This window comes from Pectinatus frisingensis (assembly GCF_014076555.1).
GTDB classification, from domain to species: Bacteria; Bacillota; Negativicutes; order Selenomonadales; family Selenomonadaceae; genus Pectinatus; species Pectinatus frisingensis.
On record NZ_CP045424.1, the window covers coordinates 2,781,478 to 2,799,495 of the forward strand.

General features: G+C 38.6%; 12 protein-coding genes. 3 read left to right on the top strand and 9 right to left on the bottom strand.

The genetic code is table 11. The features are described from left to right. Positions 1 to 8: 8 nt before the first annotated feature. The gene (locus tag F8M42_RS13070) at positions 9 to 446 is read right to left on the bottom strand and encodes a MarR family winged helix-turn-helix transcriptional regulator (protein ID WP_182187240.1); all 438 of its coding nucleotides are present in this window, start codon (positions 444 to 446) and stop codon (positions 9 to 11) included. Between the two features lie 145 nt (positions 447 to 591). Between F8M42_RS13070 and F8M42_RS13075 the strand changes: the two genes are divergently transcribed. Both F8M42_RS13075 and F8M42_RS13080 read left to right on the top strand, forming a co-directional pair. Then, positions 592 to 1,164 (top strand): TetR-like C-terminal domain-containing protein, encoded by a 573-nt coding sequence (locus F8M42_RS13075; protein WP_182187242.1) that lies wholly within the window; start codon positions 592 to 594, stop codon positions 1,162 to 1,164. An 18-nt stretch (positions 1,165 to 1,182) separates the two neighbouring features. Continuing rightward, entirely contained in the window at positions 1,183 to 2,397 is a 1,215-nt protein-coding gene (locus F8M42_RS13080; RefSeq protein ID WP_182187244.1) for a multidrug efflux MFS transporter, read from the top strand. Between the two features lie 152 nt (positions 2,398 to 2,549). Here the strand turns inward: F8M42_RS13080 and F8M42_RS13085 are convergent, their stop codons facing one another. The 7 genes from F8M42_RS13085 to F8M42_RS13115 form a co-directional block, all read right to left on the bottom strand. Then, the gene (locus F8M42_RS13085) at positions 2,550 to 5,684 is read right to left on the bottom strand and encodes an efflux RND transporter permease subunit (protein ID WP_182187246.1); all 3,135 of its coding nucleotides are present in this window, start codon (positions 5,682 to 5,684) and stop codon (positions 2,550 to 2,552) included. Continuing rightward, entirely contained in the window at positions 5,681 to 6,937 is a 1,257-nt protein-coding gene (locus F8M42_RS13090) for an efflux RND transporter periplasmic adaptor subunit (RefSeq protein WP_229711361.1), read from the bottom strand. Before F8M42_RS13090 ends, F8M42_RS13085 begins: the two co-directional genes overlap by 4 nt. A gap of 289 nt (positions 6,938 to 7,226) precedes the next feature. Next, positions 7,227 to 9,065, bottom strand: coding sequence for a methyl-accepting chemotaxis protein (locus tag F8M42_RS13095; RefSeq protein ID WP_229711362.1), 1,839 nt, complete (start codon positions 9,063 to 9,065; stop codon positions 7,227 to 7,229). A gap of 182 nt (positions 9,066 to 9,247) precedes the next feature. Then, positions 9,248 to 9,796, bottom strand: coding sequence for a glutathione peroxidase (locus F8M42_RS13100; protein WP_182187248.1), 549 nt, complete (start codon positions 9,794 to 9,796; stop codon positions 9,248 to 9,250). Positions 9,797 to 9,850: 54 nt separating this feature from the next. Beyond that, positions 9,851 to 10,447 (bottom strand): nitroreductase family protein, encoded by a 597-nt coding sequence (locus F8M42_RS13105; protein WP_182187250.1) that lies wholly within the window; start codon positions 10,445 to 10,447, stop codon positions 9,851 to 9,853. 221 nt (positions 10,448 to 10,668) lie between these two features. Then, entirely contained in the window at positions 10,669 to 12,579 is a 1,911-nt protein-coding gene (gene phnD / locus F8M42_RS13110; RefSeq protein ID WP_182187252.1) for a phosphate/phosphite/phosphonate ABC transporter substrate-binding protein, read from the bottom strand. A gap of 330 nt (positions 12,580 to 12,909) precedes the next feature. Further along, positions 12,910 to 13,965 carry a nicotinate phosphoribosyltransferase gene (locus F8M42_RS13115; RefSeq protein WP_182187254.1) on the bottom strand — a complete coding sequence of 352 codons (1,056 nt, stop codon included), beginning with the start codon at positions 13,963 to 13,965 and terminating at the stop codon, positions 12,910 to 12,912. Between the two features lie 282 nt (positions 13,966 to 14,247). Between F8M42_RS13115 and polA the strand changes: the two genes are divergently transcribed. Further along, positions 14,248 to 16,878: a DNA polymerase I gene (gene polA / locus F8M42_RS13120; RefSeq protein WP_182187256.1), complete on the top strand. Its 2,631-nt coding sequence runs from the start codon at positions 14,248 to 14,250 to the stop codon at positions 16,876 to 16,878. Between the two features lie 149 nt (positions 16,879 to 17,027). Here the strand turns inward: polA and metA are convergent, their stop codons facing one another. Next, complete coding sequence (gene metA, locus F8M42_RS13125; RefSeq protein WP_182187257.1) at positions 17,028 to 17,987, bottom strand: homoserine O-acetyltransferase MetA; 960 nt, start codon at positions 17,985 to 17,987, stop codon at positions 17,028 to 17,030. Between the last annotated feature and the right edge of the window lie 31 nt (positions 17,988 to 18,018).

An 18,018-nucleotide genomic window follows, 5' to 3' on the forward strand; every position in this document is an offset into this window, starting at 1 on the left:
CTTTATTTTTATTTATTTATATCATCCCAGGAATGGACAAGTTTTTCCAATATCCTATGTAAATCCGTCAGCTCCTCATCAGATAATGCACTAAACATCTTATCAAAAATTCTCACATGTATCTGATGATGCATCACCGCCGCTGTCCGTCCTTTTTCTGTCAATCTTATCAACATTCTCCGTCTGTCTTTATCATCTTTTATTCTTTCTACATAACCATTCTTTTTTAATTTTCCCAATAGCTCACTTAATGATCCCGGTCGTATAGCCATCTTTTTAATTAATTCATTTTGCGCTATTTCTCCACTTTGAATTAAACAATGCACTACTCTGCACTGCCTCAATGGCATAACTGAACCTTCACTAAACTGATGAAAAAATCTTTCCCGCAAATTTCCCATTTTATGGAATAAATTATGCAGTTCACTAATTTCTTTTTCGCGCATAAAAACATATCCTCATATTGTTTTATTAAGGTACCTAACTATTATGTTATAACAAATTTTATTGCGACTGTCAACTAAATTCTATGCGTTGACAACTTACTATGTAAGTTTTATAATGTACACTGTCAGTTTAAGGAGTGATATAATGCGTTCAATTATTAATCTTTCAACTATTATCATGACTGCAGCCAATATTGCTGATACGGAGGGTCTCGACGCAGTTACCCTGACCCGCACTGCCGAAAAGTTAAACATAAAAAAACAGTCTTTATATAATCATATTAAAAATTTAGCCCATTTGAAATGCGAACTAATTATTTACGCAAATGCCCAGCTAAGACAGCATCTGATACAAGCAGTCATCGGAAAAGCCAGAGAAGAAGCTATTTTAGGAGCTGCCGAGTCTTACCGTAATTTTGCCCATGATCATCCAGGCCAATATCAAGCAATTATTTCGTTATCCTGGGAATTTAAAGACGATGAAAAATTCCAAGCTTCTACCCATGCACTCATGGAAATCTTGTTTAAAATTTTATCTGCCTATCAACTGCATGAAGATTACCTGACCCATGCTGTACGGGGACTCCGCAGTATAATGCACGGTTTTATTTCTCTGGAAAATTCGGGGTGGTTTCATCAGCCTATTGATAAAGACGAAAGTTACCGTTTATTGCTCCAGACATTTATCAATGGCATAAAATCAATCGAAAAAAAATAATTTTAAGCAGGTGCTTCTATGGAAAATTGGAAAAGAAATTTAATTATCTGCTGGCTTGGTTCTTTTGCCACCTCGTCAGCATTAAGCCAAGTAGCGCCAATATTACCATTATTTATTCAAAAACTAGGCGTACACTCACTGCCCGACATCGAAACATGGTCTGGTATAGCATTTGGCAGTACTACATTCATTATGGCTTTTTTCTCACCTTTCTGGGGAAAACTAGCCGACAAATATGGCAGAAAACCTATGCTGCTGCGTGCCAGTTTGGGTATGTCAATAGTAGTAGGCAGCATTAGTCTTGTCAGTTCCGTATACCAATTAGTAGGACTGCGCATGCTTATGGGAACCATTTCAGGTTTTAACTCCGGCGCCATAACGCTGATTGCCACACAAACACCTGAAAATAAAGCCGGCTGGGCATTGGGAACGTTATCTACCGGTTCTGTCAGCGGTATGCTTTTAGGCCCCCTTATTGGTGGCTATCTCGTAGAAATTTTAGGTATACGTAAGGTTTTTATTGTAATGGGCCTGTTATTGCTGATTGCTTTTTTATTAACACTATTTTTTGTCAGGGAAGATTTTATCCCGACCAGAAAAAACCTTTTATCTTTTTCCGCTATCTGGCGGTCACTCGCCAACAAATCTTTAATCATCAGCATGTTTATAACGACATTCATCGTACAGGTGGCCTTGTTCTCCATTGAACCCGTTATTACTGTATATATTGGTACTTTGACTCCGCATACTGAGCATTTGGCATTCATTTCCGGCATGGTTTTTGCCTCTTCGGGACTATCAAGCATACTGGCTGCCCCCTGGCTGGGCAAACTGTCCGATCATATTGGTGCCCATAAAGTGATTTTAGCTGCCCTTATATGTGCCGCAATATTATTTATCCCCCAGGCTTTTGTGCAAAATGAGTGGCAGCTCATGGGACTGCGTTTTCTCGTCGGTATTGCCACCGGGGCAATGCTGCCATCAATAAATACCATTCTGCGGCAAAATATTCCCTCGGAAATCGCCGGACGTATTTTTAGTTACAATCAGACTGCACAATTTCTCGGTGTATTTTGTGGTTCCGTTTTTGGCGGCCAAATCGCCGCATATTTTGGCATCAGAAATTTATTTTTCTCCACCAGTTTACTGTTATTTATAAATGTTATCGGTGTCCGTGAATTCATTTATAAAAAAGCCGACCAAAAATTCTCCCACAATATTTACTCACACTGATATCAAACTGGACAGGGCTGTCGCACGCAACTATTTCCCCTCATAAATATGCAAATCTCACTATTTTCACCCGTCTTTAAGAGACAGAAAAACTACGAAATTTCATTTTTATGATGTCAATACTATTTGCGCGACAGCCCCTATTTATCTTATTAATGCCTCCATATACCGGCAATTTTCCTAATTGGTGCCAACATATTTTTCAATGAAAATTTTGTCTGGGCAAAGTAAACAAACACCAATGGTATCACAATCAAAGTGAAAAAAGTAGAAGACAACAGTCCGCCAATTACGACCCAAGCCATACTCACTCTGCTTTCAGAACCCGGTGTCACCGCTAATGCCGTAGGCAGCATACCCGTGACCATCGTTATAGATGTCATAAATATAGGTTTTATTCTTGTTTTTGCAGCTTCGACCACTGCCACTTTGGCATCTTTTCCACGATGCATGAGAGTTAACGTATAATCAAGCAATAATGTACCATTTTTAGCCACCAGTCCATCCATTACCAAAATCCCCAGCAATGAATATAAATTGATTGTATTTCTTGTCAGAGCCAAAAATGCAAACGCTCCTATCAGTCCAAATGGTAACGAAAGCATTCGTATTACAGGAGTTGACAATGATTCATACAAAACTGCCAATAAAATATATACCAGGAGAAGTGAAAGTGCTATGGCCTGTCCCATTTCGGTAAAAGTGTCATGCATATTATCAGCTTGTCCGGTAAATCTATAGGTTACATTATCTCCCAAATTTTCTTTCGACAGATTCTGGGAAATTTTTGCGATCATATCCTGTAGTGAACGCCCATCATCAATATTGGCAGAAATATTTATTGCCTCCCGCTTATCAACCCGCCTCAGCATAACCGGTCCCGCATCATATTTTATATCTGCGACATCCTCCAATCTAATCAACCCGGTATTAGTACTTACCGGTATGGAACGGATATCGGATACCTTAAACCCATCACTGCCTTTTAACCGTACATAGATATCTGTATCCTGATTATCATTATTCGGATCATTCATCATGTATCCTGCCAGTGATCCTGCTATAGCACCGGAAAAAACATTTTGAATATTATTAGCCGTAGTATTAAAATACCGCAACCTTTCCCGGTCAACTACCAAGCGCAATTCCGGTGCCCCTTCAGTATATGAACTGCGCACATCCTTCAAGCCATCAGTTTGATTCAAAATATCCTGCACCTTATATGATGCTGCAACTGTATTCTTTAAATCATTCCCACTTATTTCTATTTGCACCGGTGCTGTATTTCCGGCTGAATTTCCCGTACCTGTTCCTCCGGAAACTCCCGGCATAGAGCTGGCCGACGGATTCACCTGGACAGAAGCCTCAGGAAATTGCTTTCTTAAATAACCCCGCACTTTATCGGTAAACTGCCAGATATTTTCACGTTTACTCTTATCAATCAATTGTACACTCACTGATCCATAATTTCCTGCCGGCTGCCCCACGCTCGATAAATAAGTTTTAATCTCCGGCTGCTGCATTAAATATTCTTCTACCTGCCTGACCTTATCGTTTGTCGCATCAATATTCTGTCCTACCGGAAACTGCATCATTATCCTAAACGAACCTTCATCAGTTTTTGGCATATATTCTCCGCCGATAATCCCCAGCGGATAATACAAACTTATGGCTGCCAACAGCATAATTGCCACGGACATTGTAATTTTTTTAGTATGAAAAAAACTCCAATGTAATAATTTTTCGTAATATACTAATGTCTTATCCCCCACAGAGTCAAAAAAATCCCATAATTTCCCCTTGGGGGGATTTCCTAATCCATTTTTATAAAATCGTGATGCCAGCATAGGTGTCAGCGTAAAAGATACTGCAAGTGAACAAAGTGTTGCAAACACTATTGTAAGACCAAACTGCCGGAAAAACTGCCCCGTCATGCCGTTCATAAAAGCAATCGGCATAAATACAACAACATCACACAAAGTAATTGCTATAGCCGCCGTACCTATTTCATTACGTCCATCTTCTGCAGCCTGATCCGCCGGCTTTCCTCGTCTCAAATGCCTGTTAATATTTTCCAATACTACAATTGAGTCATCTACCAGTATACCAACACATAATGACATCCCCATTAAAGACAGCATATTAAACGTAAATCCTGCCGTATACATCATAAAAAATGTCGTTATCAGAGAAGTAGGTATAGCGATAAGAACAGCTACAGTAGAGCGCCAGCCGCGCAAAAACAGAAACAAAACCAGTCCTGTGGTAAACAGCCCTTCAATTAATGCTTCCAGTGTATTATGCAAAGCATCTTCCACATATGTAGAAGAATTGGTAATTACTACAAACTGATAATCCGGATAGTCCTTGCGCAGCAATTCCAGCTGCGCCATCACAGCTTTAGTGGTATCAACAAGATTTGCATCACTGTTTTTATATACAGATAAAGATACTGTATCCTGACCGTCTGTCCTTGCATAGCGTGTAACACGCTGATCCTGCTCTTGCACATCTGCTATGCTCGACAGTGGAATAGCTGTCCCCTTGCTGTTATTTATATGTATGGAGGCCAGTTCCTCAGGTGATTTATACTGAGCTGTCAGCCGTACATTCGTTTCCGATTGCGGTCCGTAAACAGAACCGGCCGGTGTCAATATATTTTCCTGTTCAATGCGTGATACAATCTGCGACAAGGATAATCCAAAATATGCCAGTTTATCTTTATCTACATTGACTGCAACTTCCTTATCCCGGCCGCCGCCAATCTGTACGTCAGAAACACCGCCCGCCCGCTGTAGTCTTTCAACAAAAGTATCATTAGCCACAGTATAAACATCACCCAGCGGCTTATTAGACAACACCGATATTTCTAAAATTGGCAGTGCATCTACATCTCTTTTTAAAACAGTAGGTGTTTGTATTCCATTTGGCAGTTTATTTAAAACAGCATTAACATATTGACTGGTATCAATAGCAGCCGTATCAATATTGGTCCAAAATTGAAATTCCAAAGTGATCTGCGCTTTTTCTGGTCTGGCAACAGCTGTCATGTGTTTCAAGTTTGTCAAAGAAGAAAGTGAATTTTCTAACGGTTTAATTACGTCTTGTTCTATTTCCTCTGAATCAGCCCCCGGATAATTAACAGTCACTGTGACATAGGGAATATTTATCGCCGGCAGTAATTCCACTCCTATTTTATAAAAACTAAACAGTCCCAGTACAACAAAAAATAAAACTATCATCGATATACCAATAGGTTTTTTTATACAATAGCGGGTGATGTTCATGCCGCATCACTCCCGTCAGTCAGTACATCTACTTTTAATCCATCGCGCAAACGTGACAAATTATCAACAGCAATATTTTCTCCGCCCGATAATCCGCCGAGTATCTCAACAGCATCATCACCGGCGGTGCCAACGGTAACTTCCCTTCGTTCTGCCGTATTATCCGCTTTAATTACAAAAACATAATTTTTCCCATTTTTAGCCAATACTGCTGCTTTGGGCACAGCCAATACATCACTCCGCAACACGCTCTTCAATGCGGCACGGGCAAACATTCCTCCCTTTAATGCTCCATTGGCATTATCCAATGATACTCTTAGTATATAAGTCATTGAAGTCGCATCAATAGTGGGACTTATGTATATTACACTGCCATTGAATGTGTCATGCAACGATTCAATATTTACCGGAAGTGACATTCCAACTGAAAACGCCGGTAAATCTTCTTCAGAAACCTGATAATCAACATATATGGAACTATTATCATATATACTCATGAGTTTTTGTCCCACCGTTACCATATCACCCGCTTCAACCTGCCTATACCCTACTGTTCCATCAATTGAAGATATCAGCGTCATATCATTTTCCTGCCTTTGTGCTGCCGTCAATGAACTTCTTGCTTTCGCCATATTTTCCTGTGCAGATAATACTGACGAAGCTGTTCCTGCATTCATCTGGTTTTCTATAGCAGACAATGCTGCCTCAGCATCCTGCATTTGCTGTCTGGCCGCATCCATATCATCAGCTGAAATCCCGCCTACGGCATATACCTGGCTATTACGCTGATATGTTGCCAATGCCTTATCATAATCTGCTTTGGCCTTATTATAATTGGCATCCAATTGTGCCTGTGCTGTTTGTTCGTCTGCTGCTGCCTGATTATATGCATGTCTGTTTACATCTACCGATAATGCAGCATCATTACTGTCTTCTCTAATCAACACCTGTCCGGCTGTAACTTTTTGCCCAAGTTCGGCATCTACACTATCTATTCTTCCCGCATATTTGGCTGCGACATCCACCTGTTCTTTTGGTATGGTCTGCCCCACTAAAGATATATTCTTTACAATGTCTTCTTTTTTTACATCTATAGCATGTATCGCAGTGACCAGCTTTTTATCTGATACTACTCCTTTTTGATAAACCAGCCTGTATATGCCTATTGCCAATATACATATAATCATGATAATTCCGATAAATAACAGCCGCTTACGTTTAGTTTTTAACACATTGTCCAATATTTTTATCACAATTTTCACCTTTTAATTTTTATTGGTGTATCAACAATGTATGCCAATTATCTTATCCTCACGGCACGATAAACTCCTAAAATATCGATAAAAATGACAACATTTAATTTTATATTATATTACTGATTCTACTACAATTTGTTACAAAATTATGTCATAAATGCAATTTTTACCATATTATCGGTTAAATATTTGTTTTATTTTCAATATACGACAAAAGAGTACTTCAAATGCAATAATATCTGCATTTGAAGTACTCTTTTATTCTCAATCATTATCTCTGCTATTTTTAAATTTTAAATTTATTTACGGCATTTTGCAAATCCTGTGCCATTTCAGCCAAGGATTTACTGGAATCGGCTATTTCATTCATCGAAGCCGTCTGTTCTTCAGTCGCTGCTGAAACTGTTTCTGCCTCGGAAGAAACACTACGGCTCATAGTATCTATTTTCTTAACTTCTGTTGAGATTTCACCTGCCCCCTCAGCCAGTCCATTGACAATCTTTTCCATAGCACTAGATTTTTCCGCCACCTGTTTCACCATATTCACAATATCGGCAAAACTATTACCGGCGTTATCCACTGCTCCCACACCATCCTCAACTTGACTGACACCGCTTTGCATCACATCAACAGCATTTTGTGATTCTTTTTGTATAGAACCAATCAATCCTGCTATTTCAGCAGCTGCTGTTTGTGATTGTTCAGCTAATTTTCTAACCTCTTCAGCAACAACGGCAAAACCTTTTCCATGTTCTCCGGCACGTGCTGCCTCAATTGCTGCATTCAATGCCAAAAGGTTGGTCTGACCGGCTATATTACCAATTGTATCAACAATAACACCTATTTTTTTCGATTCTTCACCAAGTCCTTTAATCACTTCAGCTGATTGACCTACCGATTCTTTTATCCGACTCATTTTTTCAATGGCAGCGGCAACTTTTTCATTCCCCGCTTTAGCTGTATCATTAGTATTTTTTATATTACGCCCTGATTCTTCGATAGCATTCATAAAGTCCTGCATATGTGTTGATAATTCGCTTGTTCGTTTACCCGCTCCTTCAACTGCAGTAAATTGATCACTACACAAATTAGCCACATTGACCATTGAATCAGCCACTTGATGACTGGCTGTAGCCGATTGTTCTGAACTTGATGTCAGCTGCTCAGAAGATGCCGCCAAATACTCTGCTGATTCAGCAATTTTCTGCAGAAGAGTTCTCATATTATCACGTAGTTTCTTTAATGAACGGCCCATTATCCCGATTTCATCCTTACGTTCCAAAATGTCCCCATCTATATCTTCGCCAAAATCACCGCCCGCAAGTATGTCCATTTTTTGCGTGACAAATCTGATTGGATTTGCCAATGTCCTGCTGATATACACTGCACCAACAATTAATACTATCTGTAAAAGTACCATATATAACAATATTTTTATAATACTGCTTTTAAGCATTTGATTTTGGTAAACTTCCTGCTGAGCTACTTTACCATCAATATAATCTATCCATATGCCAGTACCTATAACCCATTTATATGGTTCAAAATTCATTGTATAGTTACGTTTTGGTAATGCTTCCTGTTCATTGGGCTTAGGAAACATCAGATCAGTATATCCGCCGCCGGCTTTGCGTCCATTTTCAATCATTTCCTTTATGTAATGCCTTCCATTTGGATCAACTGCATCTATCCGGGATTTTCCTTCTGTATCCCGCCCTAATAAAACTACATTTATCCCATCATATGTATCAATCCAAAAATAACCTTTGCCATCATCATAACGCATATTACGCACCAATTCGGCAGCCTGCATTTTTGCCTGTTCTTCCGTCAAAACACCCGCCTGCTGCTTGGCATATATTGTCTGAACGGCCCCCAGCGCCACTTCCGTTTCTGTTTTTAGCTCTCGATCAACACTATCCTGCAGAGATTGTCGATACTCTTTTATCTGCGCGGCACTGTTGGCCAAAATAGTATAGATAAAAAATCCTCCTACACAAAGGACACTGATAACCGATGCTGATACTATAGTCATAATAAGCTTGCCCTTTATAGAATGCATCGTCCTTACCGAGTTGAGCGCTGTCATAGATTGTAGTGTTTTCATATAATCCTTTGTTTTCATAGAATGGAACCTTCCTTTCTGTAGTCGTACATATATGCTGCATTTATTATTTGGTATATTCTTATAATTCAATATTTTATTTAATTATCCTCTATTTTTATAATAATTATTGTAATGATAATAATAATCCCCTATGCAAAACACAAGTGCTTTACATAGGGGATTGTTTTATCAGCCAAAAATCAATCTATTAATTTTTCAATTGCCGTCGTCATTTGAAGTGGTGTAGTTGTTGGTTCATAACGTCCAACGACATTACCCTGCTTATCAACCAAGAACTTAGTAAAATTCCATTTTATTGAATCTCCTTCCATAAATGAAGGAAATTTTGTATTAATTGCATTCTGCAGTCCTTTGGCATTAGGATGATTTTGATCGAAACCTTTAAAAGCCTGCTGTGAAATCAGATACTTAAATAATGGCTGTGCCGTTTCACCGCGAACATCATTCTTTTCAAAAATAGGAAAGGTAACGCCATAATTAAGCTTGCAAAATTGTTCAATTTCCTTAGCGCTGCCCGGTTCCTGCTGAGCAAACTGATTACTGGGGAAGGCTAATATTTCAAATCCCTTATCCTTATATTTTAGATAAACTTTTTCCAGTTCTTCATACTGTGGTGTAAATCCGCATTTACTGGCGGTATTAACAATAATTAACACTTTACCCTTATAATCAGCCAATGATTTTTCTTCACCGTGATTTGTTTTTACTGTAAAATCATAAATAGACATTCTATCATCCTCCTATATTCGATTATTACCATTAATTATTGCTATATATACAGCTCAGGCATATATCCTTACCCGACTGCCTATAGTCATTTTTTCAATTGGTGCTGGTGCCTGCAATGGCTGTCCGAAAGGCATCTGAGCAATCAATTTCCAACTGTCCGGGACACTGAAGTCTGCCTTTATTTTATCGTCAATCAAGGGGTTGTAATGTTGCAGATTAACACCCAATCCCATATTGGTGAGCGCTGTCCAGATGGCAAACTGCAACATACCATTTGCCTGCTGCGCCCATATCGGAAAATTATCAGCATAAAGGGCAAACTGCTTTTGCATTGCCTTGACCGTTTCAGTTTCATCAAAATATAAAATAGTACCATATGCCGCTGCAAAACCAGCCAGTTTTTTTTCTGTAGGAGCAAATTTATCAGCAGGCACAACTTTTTTTAATGCATCTTTGGTATCCTGCCAAATAGTATCATGCTTATCCCCCATAGCTACTATGACTCGCGCTGACTGCATATTAAAAGCCGATGGCACTTCCCGTGTCATTTTTTCCACTACTGCCACTATCTGCGACGGCAGAACATCAATATTTTTTCCCAGTTCATAATTAGTACGGCGGTTACTCACCGCTTCTTGAAAACATCTCATTACAATCAACTCCCCTTATACATATCTATTATATGAAAAACGTTCTCAATAACTAATTATTATTATATTACTTAGTTATTAAAATATCAATGCCAATTTATCAATTTTATGTTTTATATTCATAAATATCAGCTTGAATAAAAACTGCCCTGCGTCTCACACAGAGCAGCTTTTATTACATAAATGCTATATATAATTTCTGATTTATTTGAAACTGCCGTTTATTTTACCAAAGCAGCAGCCTCTCTTACTATGTCATACTTACTATCGTCCGACCTTACGAATCCATTGATATGTGTCTTATTGCATCGTGTCTGCTCCTCATTAAGTTTAGTAAATGCTTCCGTTAATTTTTTTACCAAAGTTTTATCTAATACAGCCGACGCAGCGATAACATCCTTAGGAATGGGTTCTGTCTGTGCCACTTGATAGATATCTGCATCAGACAAAGTACCATTCTTTTTAGCCAGATCCAGTGCCTCTGAATAAGTGGCTCCCGCATCTATTATACCATTTTGCACTGCTTCAATGACTTTATTGTGGCTGCCAAGAAAATGAATTTCGCCCAAAAATTTGTCTGGATCCTTACCTTTTTTAATCAATAAAGCCTTAGGATAAATATAACCTGATGCTGATTTTTCATCAACAAACCCAAACTTTTTCCCCTGTAAATCATCCATTGATCTTATTCCACTGTCTTTTTTGCTGATTATGAATCCCAAATAAGATGTAGCTTTATTTACTACAGGCGTCACCATAGGTATCACATCAGCATTTTGCTTAGTAGAAACATACGCAAACGGAGAAAACCAGCCGACATCAATAATATTTTCCATTATAGCCTTTCCCAGTGCATCATAATTTGAAACAATTATCACTCTCGCCTTATAACCGATATCGTGTGCAACTTCTTCCAATATTGGCAAATATGTTTCCTTAATGACAAAAGGTGACACGAACGGATTGACTCCAAAAATTATTTCATCCGGTTTTTTATAACGACTGGCCACTTTTTGCACTTGTGAAGCGATAGCCAGCATAGACTTTGTATATTCAAAAAGTTCTTGAACATTCTTTTCTTGTTTAGTTACACTATCTAATGAAGTCTGTGTATTCGCTGCAATATTAACAGTTGACCCGCTGATTTGTTCTATAACGTTAGCAATTTGTTCAGTGGAGTTTCGCTGGCTATCCGACAGTGAGCACAAATTATGCGCATTTGTTTCTATGTCCTTTACATCATTTACTATGCCATTGATTGCCTCCGCTGATTCCTTGGCAAGCACTTCCATATTCTGTAATTTTTTACTGCCTTTTTCTATCGTAGTTGTCACACCAGTTATATTGTTGGTGATATCCAGGACTATATCTTCTACTTCCTTCGTAGTTGTTTCGCTTTCTATTGCCAGTTTTCTTACTTCTTCAGCGACAACAGCAAATCCCCTTCCATTTTCACCAGCCCGGGCTGATTCAATAGCAGCATTAAGTGCCAAAAGATTAGTCTGACTGGCAATATTTCTAATTTTCCCAACAAAATCCTTTATTTTATCAGAAGCCGCGTTCAAATTATTTAATTGATTGATAGCATCCTGCACCGTATTGACTATATTCAACATAGATGTGCTCATACTTTCAATCTGCTGATGATGCTCCAAGGCGATTTTTGAAGATTTTGCACACTGGGTAAAACTATTTTCGGAAGCCTTATAAACATCACTGGCTGAAGATGCTATTTCCTCAATTGAAGCTGTGGCTTCCTCAGTCTGAGCTGCATTTGTACCGCTATGCAAATTTATTTCCTCAGAAAGTTTTTGCAGTCTGTGCAAAACCTCCTGATATTCCGATACTCCCCAGCGAATCTGCTGCGCTGTAAATCCCAATTCTTCAGCAATTTTCAATAGATTAACATCTTTACCAAAGTCATTATTTGCCTCCTGAGTCTTTGTCACTTCAGCAACCGGTTGATTTTTCTCCCGGCAGTTATCGCGCTTTACCAATATGACACTAATAATTATATTTACCAATATCCCACCGGCTAATGCTAAAAATATGTTTTGTTCTACAGCATAAATAACACCTGTCAATATGACACCAATACTATAAAAAATAGTTTGCCATACTTTACAATTCATTTTATTTCATCCTCTTATAATAATATTAATTTATTTTTCCAAATAATGGAAATCTTCTTTCTATCTATAATTATTGATATACTTTTTTCATAATATCATTATTATTTTTTATAGTCAAGCATAATATATTACTTATCAGGTTAATAACGCAAATAATTTATGTATTCACTGCATAGATAAAAAGCTGTCACCACAACAACAGCTTTTTATCTATAGTATGGTAAATTCCAGAATTATCAACGATCAAATATATCATCCCAAAATGTATATACAATCATTGCACCCAATAAAATAAAAATGAGAATATCACCAAATCCCATAATTCATAACCTACATTTCTACATTTTCCAGTCGTTCATTAGGTAAATAATGACGCCCTGTTTTAGCACACGGTTTTCCGTCAAGCAATACCACGTCCGCAGTAAAATCAACATTAGTGGCAAAAATACTGCTGCCCACAGCATATACATCAACCGGAACTTTGTTTTGTTCAAACAAACGAATCCTGTCAGGATTGAATCCGCCTGATACAATAATCTTCACATGATTAAACCCTTCATTATCAAGTGCCGCTCTGACATTGCGCACCAGCTGCTCATTTACCCCGGTAGGTTTAAAATGCCCCATCTGCCCGATCAATGATACATCGACCATCTTATCCGAAGTGTCAAGCCGCACACCTTCAAGCTTATCACCGAGTTCCCGTGCAATTGCCAAGCTGGTATTGACACAGTCATTATTAAAATCAACTAATGCTATCCGGCTTATTTGGGGATCCATATATTTATCAAAAGCCCTTGTCGCTGCTAAAGTATCTCCGTTAAATGCTGCTATCAGAGCATGCGGTATCGTTCCAGCCGCCTCTACTCCCCAACACATAGCATTGGCCGGAGTTGATACATTGTCCATACCGCCCACTTTAGCCGCATAACCATCGCCCTCCTGAACAGTGTATTCATCAAAACGTGATGGGAAAAACAGCACCGGTTTGCCATTGGCTGCTTCAACTGCCCTGCTGCAATTCGTGGCTATCTTTGTTCTTCTGGCCAATATGCCCAGGTATACCGTTTCCAAATGAATAAAATCAGCCAGATTGCCTTCTATCGTCATCACTGTTTCCCATGGTGCCACTTTATCGCCGTCGTGAAGTGCCATAATTTTCAATTTTTTAGGATTACGTGAACATTTCTTGATCAGAGCAATGACCTCATCTATACCGCAAAGCATTGCGTAATCACGTTGAAAAATTTGTACAGTAACGTGAGGTGCCATATCAGCTTGTTCTAAAATTGCCTGCGTCCGCAAAAAATAAATATCACTATAAAATCCCTTTTCTATTTTTTCCACCGGAAAATCGAATGAATCCGGATCCAATCTCTTTTTCATCAGACATCCTCCTAGATTTATGGTATCTATTCAGTTTCTCTTATTATACTCAGCCGACAAATTAATAAAAATACACCGGGCCATATAATATATAAATAAGACACCCTGCTTTACCACATACTATAACCTTATAATAAAACTTGCGTTTATTATAATATTTTTAAGCTGTATTGTCTACTGACAAGCACATTGCAAGCTTTTTCTGAGTATATTCAATGTTGGAAGAAACATTTAATTATGTTATATTTTATAGTAAATAACAATTTTAGGAGTATTATCACTATGAATCAAAAAAATAATAAGTTTGTTATAATCGACGGCAGTAGTTTAATGTATCGGGCTTTTTTTGCTCTGCCACTCTTAACAACTGAATCCGGCAAATACACCAATGCCATTTTTGGTTTTGTCAGAATGCTCGTAAAGCTGCTTGAAGAACTGCAGCCACAATATGCAGCAATAGCTTTTGATAAAAGCCGCCAAACATTCCGTACAGAAATGTATAAAGACTACAAGGGGACCCGAGAAAAAACTCCTGATGAACTCAAAAGCCAAATTCCTTTATTACACGATTTCAGTAATGCCATGGGCATAAAATTTATTGAAATGGATAACTATGAGGCCGATGATATTATAGGAACACTTGCCACTAGTGCCGCTGCCAACAATTATGAAACAATAATAGTTACCGGTGATCGTGATGCCTTACAGCTTATCCGTCCTAATCTAAAAGTAATGATGACAAAAAAAGGTATCAGTGAAACCGACATTTTTGATGAAACAGCTTTTATGGCGAAATACGGTATCGTACCACAACGATTGATCGATCTTAAGGCATTAATGGGTGATAAATCGGATAATATTCCCGGTGTATATGGTATTGGTGAAAAAACTGCCTTGAAATTACTGACCCAATATCAAACCTTAGTTGGTATATATGAAAATATTACCGCTATTTCCGGTAAAAAATTGCAGGAAAAATTAATTAATGACAAAGAAATGGCCTTTCTTTCCTATAAATTAGCTACGATAAAATGTGATATGCCATTATCTTTCAACACAACAGATTTCACTATTGCACCAGATGCAAACTCAATAAAATCTTTTTGCACCGTCAATGAGCTTAAAAGCGTCTGGCCGGCTTTGAATCGGCTCTGCGGCAGTGATGCTCCCACTGCTGTTCCCGCTGCCGCCAATGAGTATATTACGCTGGTGCCAGACAATATTGCCAAACTTGCCCGGCAAATCAAAACTGATAAACATTTTATTTACCTGCCGATAATCTCCGGCAAAGTTCCCCATATGACATGTAATGGCTTTGTTCTCAAAACAATGGTCGAAAAACAACCGGCTTTATATCTGCCCAATCAACCCGAATTTGAGAACTTCATCAAATCTCTTTTTCAGGATAAAAATCTGACCGTAATAACCTATGATTTAAAAAACACTTTGCACTGCGCGTTTAAACCGCAAGGTAAAATCATCGACTTGTTGCTTGCCGCTTATATGCTTGATCCGGCAGCCGGCGATTATAATATGACCAGTTTAGCTGCTAAATATCTTATTGAAGAACCGCCTGCCTACAAACCTGATTCAAGTGACAGCCTGCAATCTGAAGCCGTTTATTACATAAATACCATTTCATTAAAAAAATTGGCTGACATCTTAACAGATGCCCTGCAAAACAAAGATCTTTACAGTTTATATGAAAAAACCGAATTGCCTTTGGAAGATGTTCTTGTATCGATGGAAGAATACGGCGTATATATAAACGACACCAAATTAAAAAATATGTCCGACGAAATCGGCGGCACCATCTACAAACTACTCACTGAAATATATCAGCTGGCTGAAACAGAATTCAATGTCAATTCTCCTAAACAACTTGGTGAAGTATTATTTGAGCATCTAAAATTACCTGTGCAAAAAAAGACTAAAACCGGTTATTCCACCAATGCCGAAGTATTGGAATCCTTACGCCCTTATCACCCCATTATTGAGAAGATCCTTGATTATCGTATGTGGAATAAACTGAAAAGTACTTATTTAGATGCGATTCATGAACTGATTGATACAACAACACATCGCATACATACTACTTTCAACCAGACAATTACTGCCACAGGCAGATTAAGCAGCTCTGACCCCAATCTGCAAAATATTCCTGTACGAACCGATGCCGGTAAAAAAATTCGCAGCCTTTTTGAACCAGGCAAGGGATATGATCTATTTTTATCAGCCGATTATTCTCAAATAGAATTGCGCATTTTAGCACATATGTCCGATGATAAAAATTTTATTGAAGCTTTTCAGCTGGAACAAGACATCCATTCCCGCACTGCCTCAGAAGTTTTCAACGTACCGCTTGATGAAATAACACCGGAACTGCGCCGCCGTGCCAAGGCAATTAATTTTGGCCTTGTATACGGTAAAAGCGACTATGGCCTGGCACAAGAGCTGCACATTTCCCGCCAGGAAGCCGCCGACTATATCAGCAATTATTTTGCTAAATATGAAGGAGTAAAAAAATACCTGGACAACATCGTTAACCAGGCACATGAAAAAGGCTATACTACCACGTTATTCGGACGCCGCCGCTATCTGCCCGGCATAAAAAGCAGCAATCATAACATTCGCTCACAAAATGAACGAATGGCAATGAATACACCTATACAAGGCACCGCTGCCGATATCATTAAAATGGCTATGATTGCCACTTGGCAGGAATTAAACAAGCAAAACCTTAAAAGCCGCATTTTACTACAAGTTCATGACGAACTGGTCATTGAATGCATCAATTCTGAAATACCTGTCCTAAAGGATATTTTACATAGAACAATGCAGGATATCGTCAAATTAAAAGTTCCCCTGACCATAGACATAAACACTGGTATCAATTGGGCTGCAACTAAATAGCTGTCTGCTATAAATAATAAAAAGGGGTATCACACATAATCATTTTCATTCATAAATTGCAATGTTTTGTTCTTTTTATCCACTCTCAAAACAGCAAGCGGCGGATTGCATCTTTATGAGGTCAATGCCTTTCATGTGACACCCCTTTATTATATTTCTCTGATACCATTTCGCCATGGTGTCGAAGTATTTTTTAAATTTGCCAGATCATATGGCGTTTCCTGATATACATAATAGTTCAGCCAATTAGCAAAAAGCAGGTTAGCTACACTGCGCCATTTCACAACAGGCTGTCTTTTAGGATCATCATTAGGATAATAATTACAGGGTATTTGAATATCCAATCCTGCTTTTACGTCGCGGTCATACTCCCATTTCAATGATAACGGGTCGTATTCCGCATGTCCGGTAATAAAAAACTGACGATGCTTCAAATTGGCAATGGCATAGACTCCGCAGCGACTATCCGATTCAGCCATAATCGTCAATTCCGGGACTTTTTCAACGTCACTGCGCCGCACTTCAGTATGACGTGAATGCGGTACATAAAATTCATCATCAAACCCTCTGAACAATTTTTCATGTTCTACCAGCAGACGATGTTTATATACGCCAAAAATCTTTGGTTCCACTGCATATTTAGGCACTCCATAATGATAATAAAGCCCGGCCTGAGCTCCCCAGCAGATATAAAATGACGAAAACACATGAGTCTTTGTCCATTCCATTATTTGGCAGACTTCATCCCAGTAGGCTACATCTTCATATTCCAGCTGTTCCACCGGAGCTCCCGTCATGATAAAACCATCATATATATTATTTTTGACATCCGCAAAAGTACCATAAAATTCAGTCAGGTAATCCATGGAAGTGTGTGCCGGTGTATAAGACTGCGTATAAATAAAATCAACTTCGACCTGCAGCGGAGTATTTCCCAGCAAACGCAGCAATTGTGTTTCCGTTACCGTTTTCAACGGCATAAGGTTCAGTATGAGGATGCGTAACGGACGTATATCCTGCTTATACGCACGATCTGTATCCATTACAAATATATTTTCTTTATCAAGTATTTGCGCTGCCGGCAAATTATTAGGAATTTTTATCGGCATATCTTCACTTCCAAAATTTAGTTATATTATA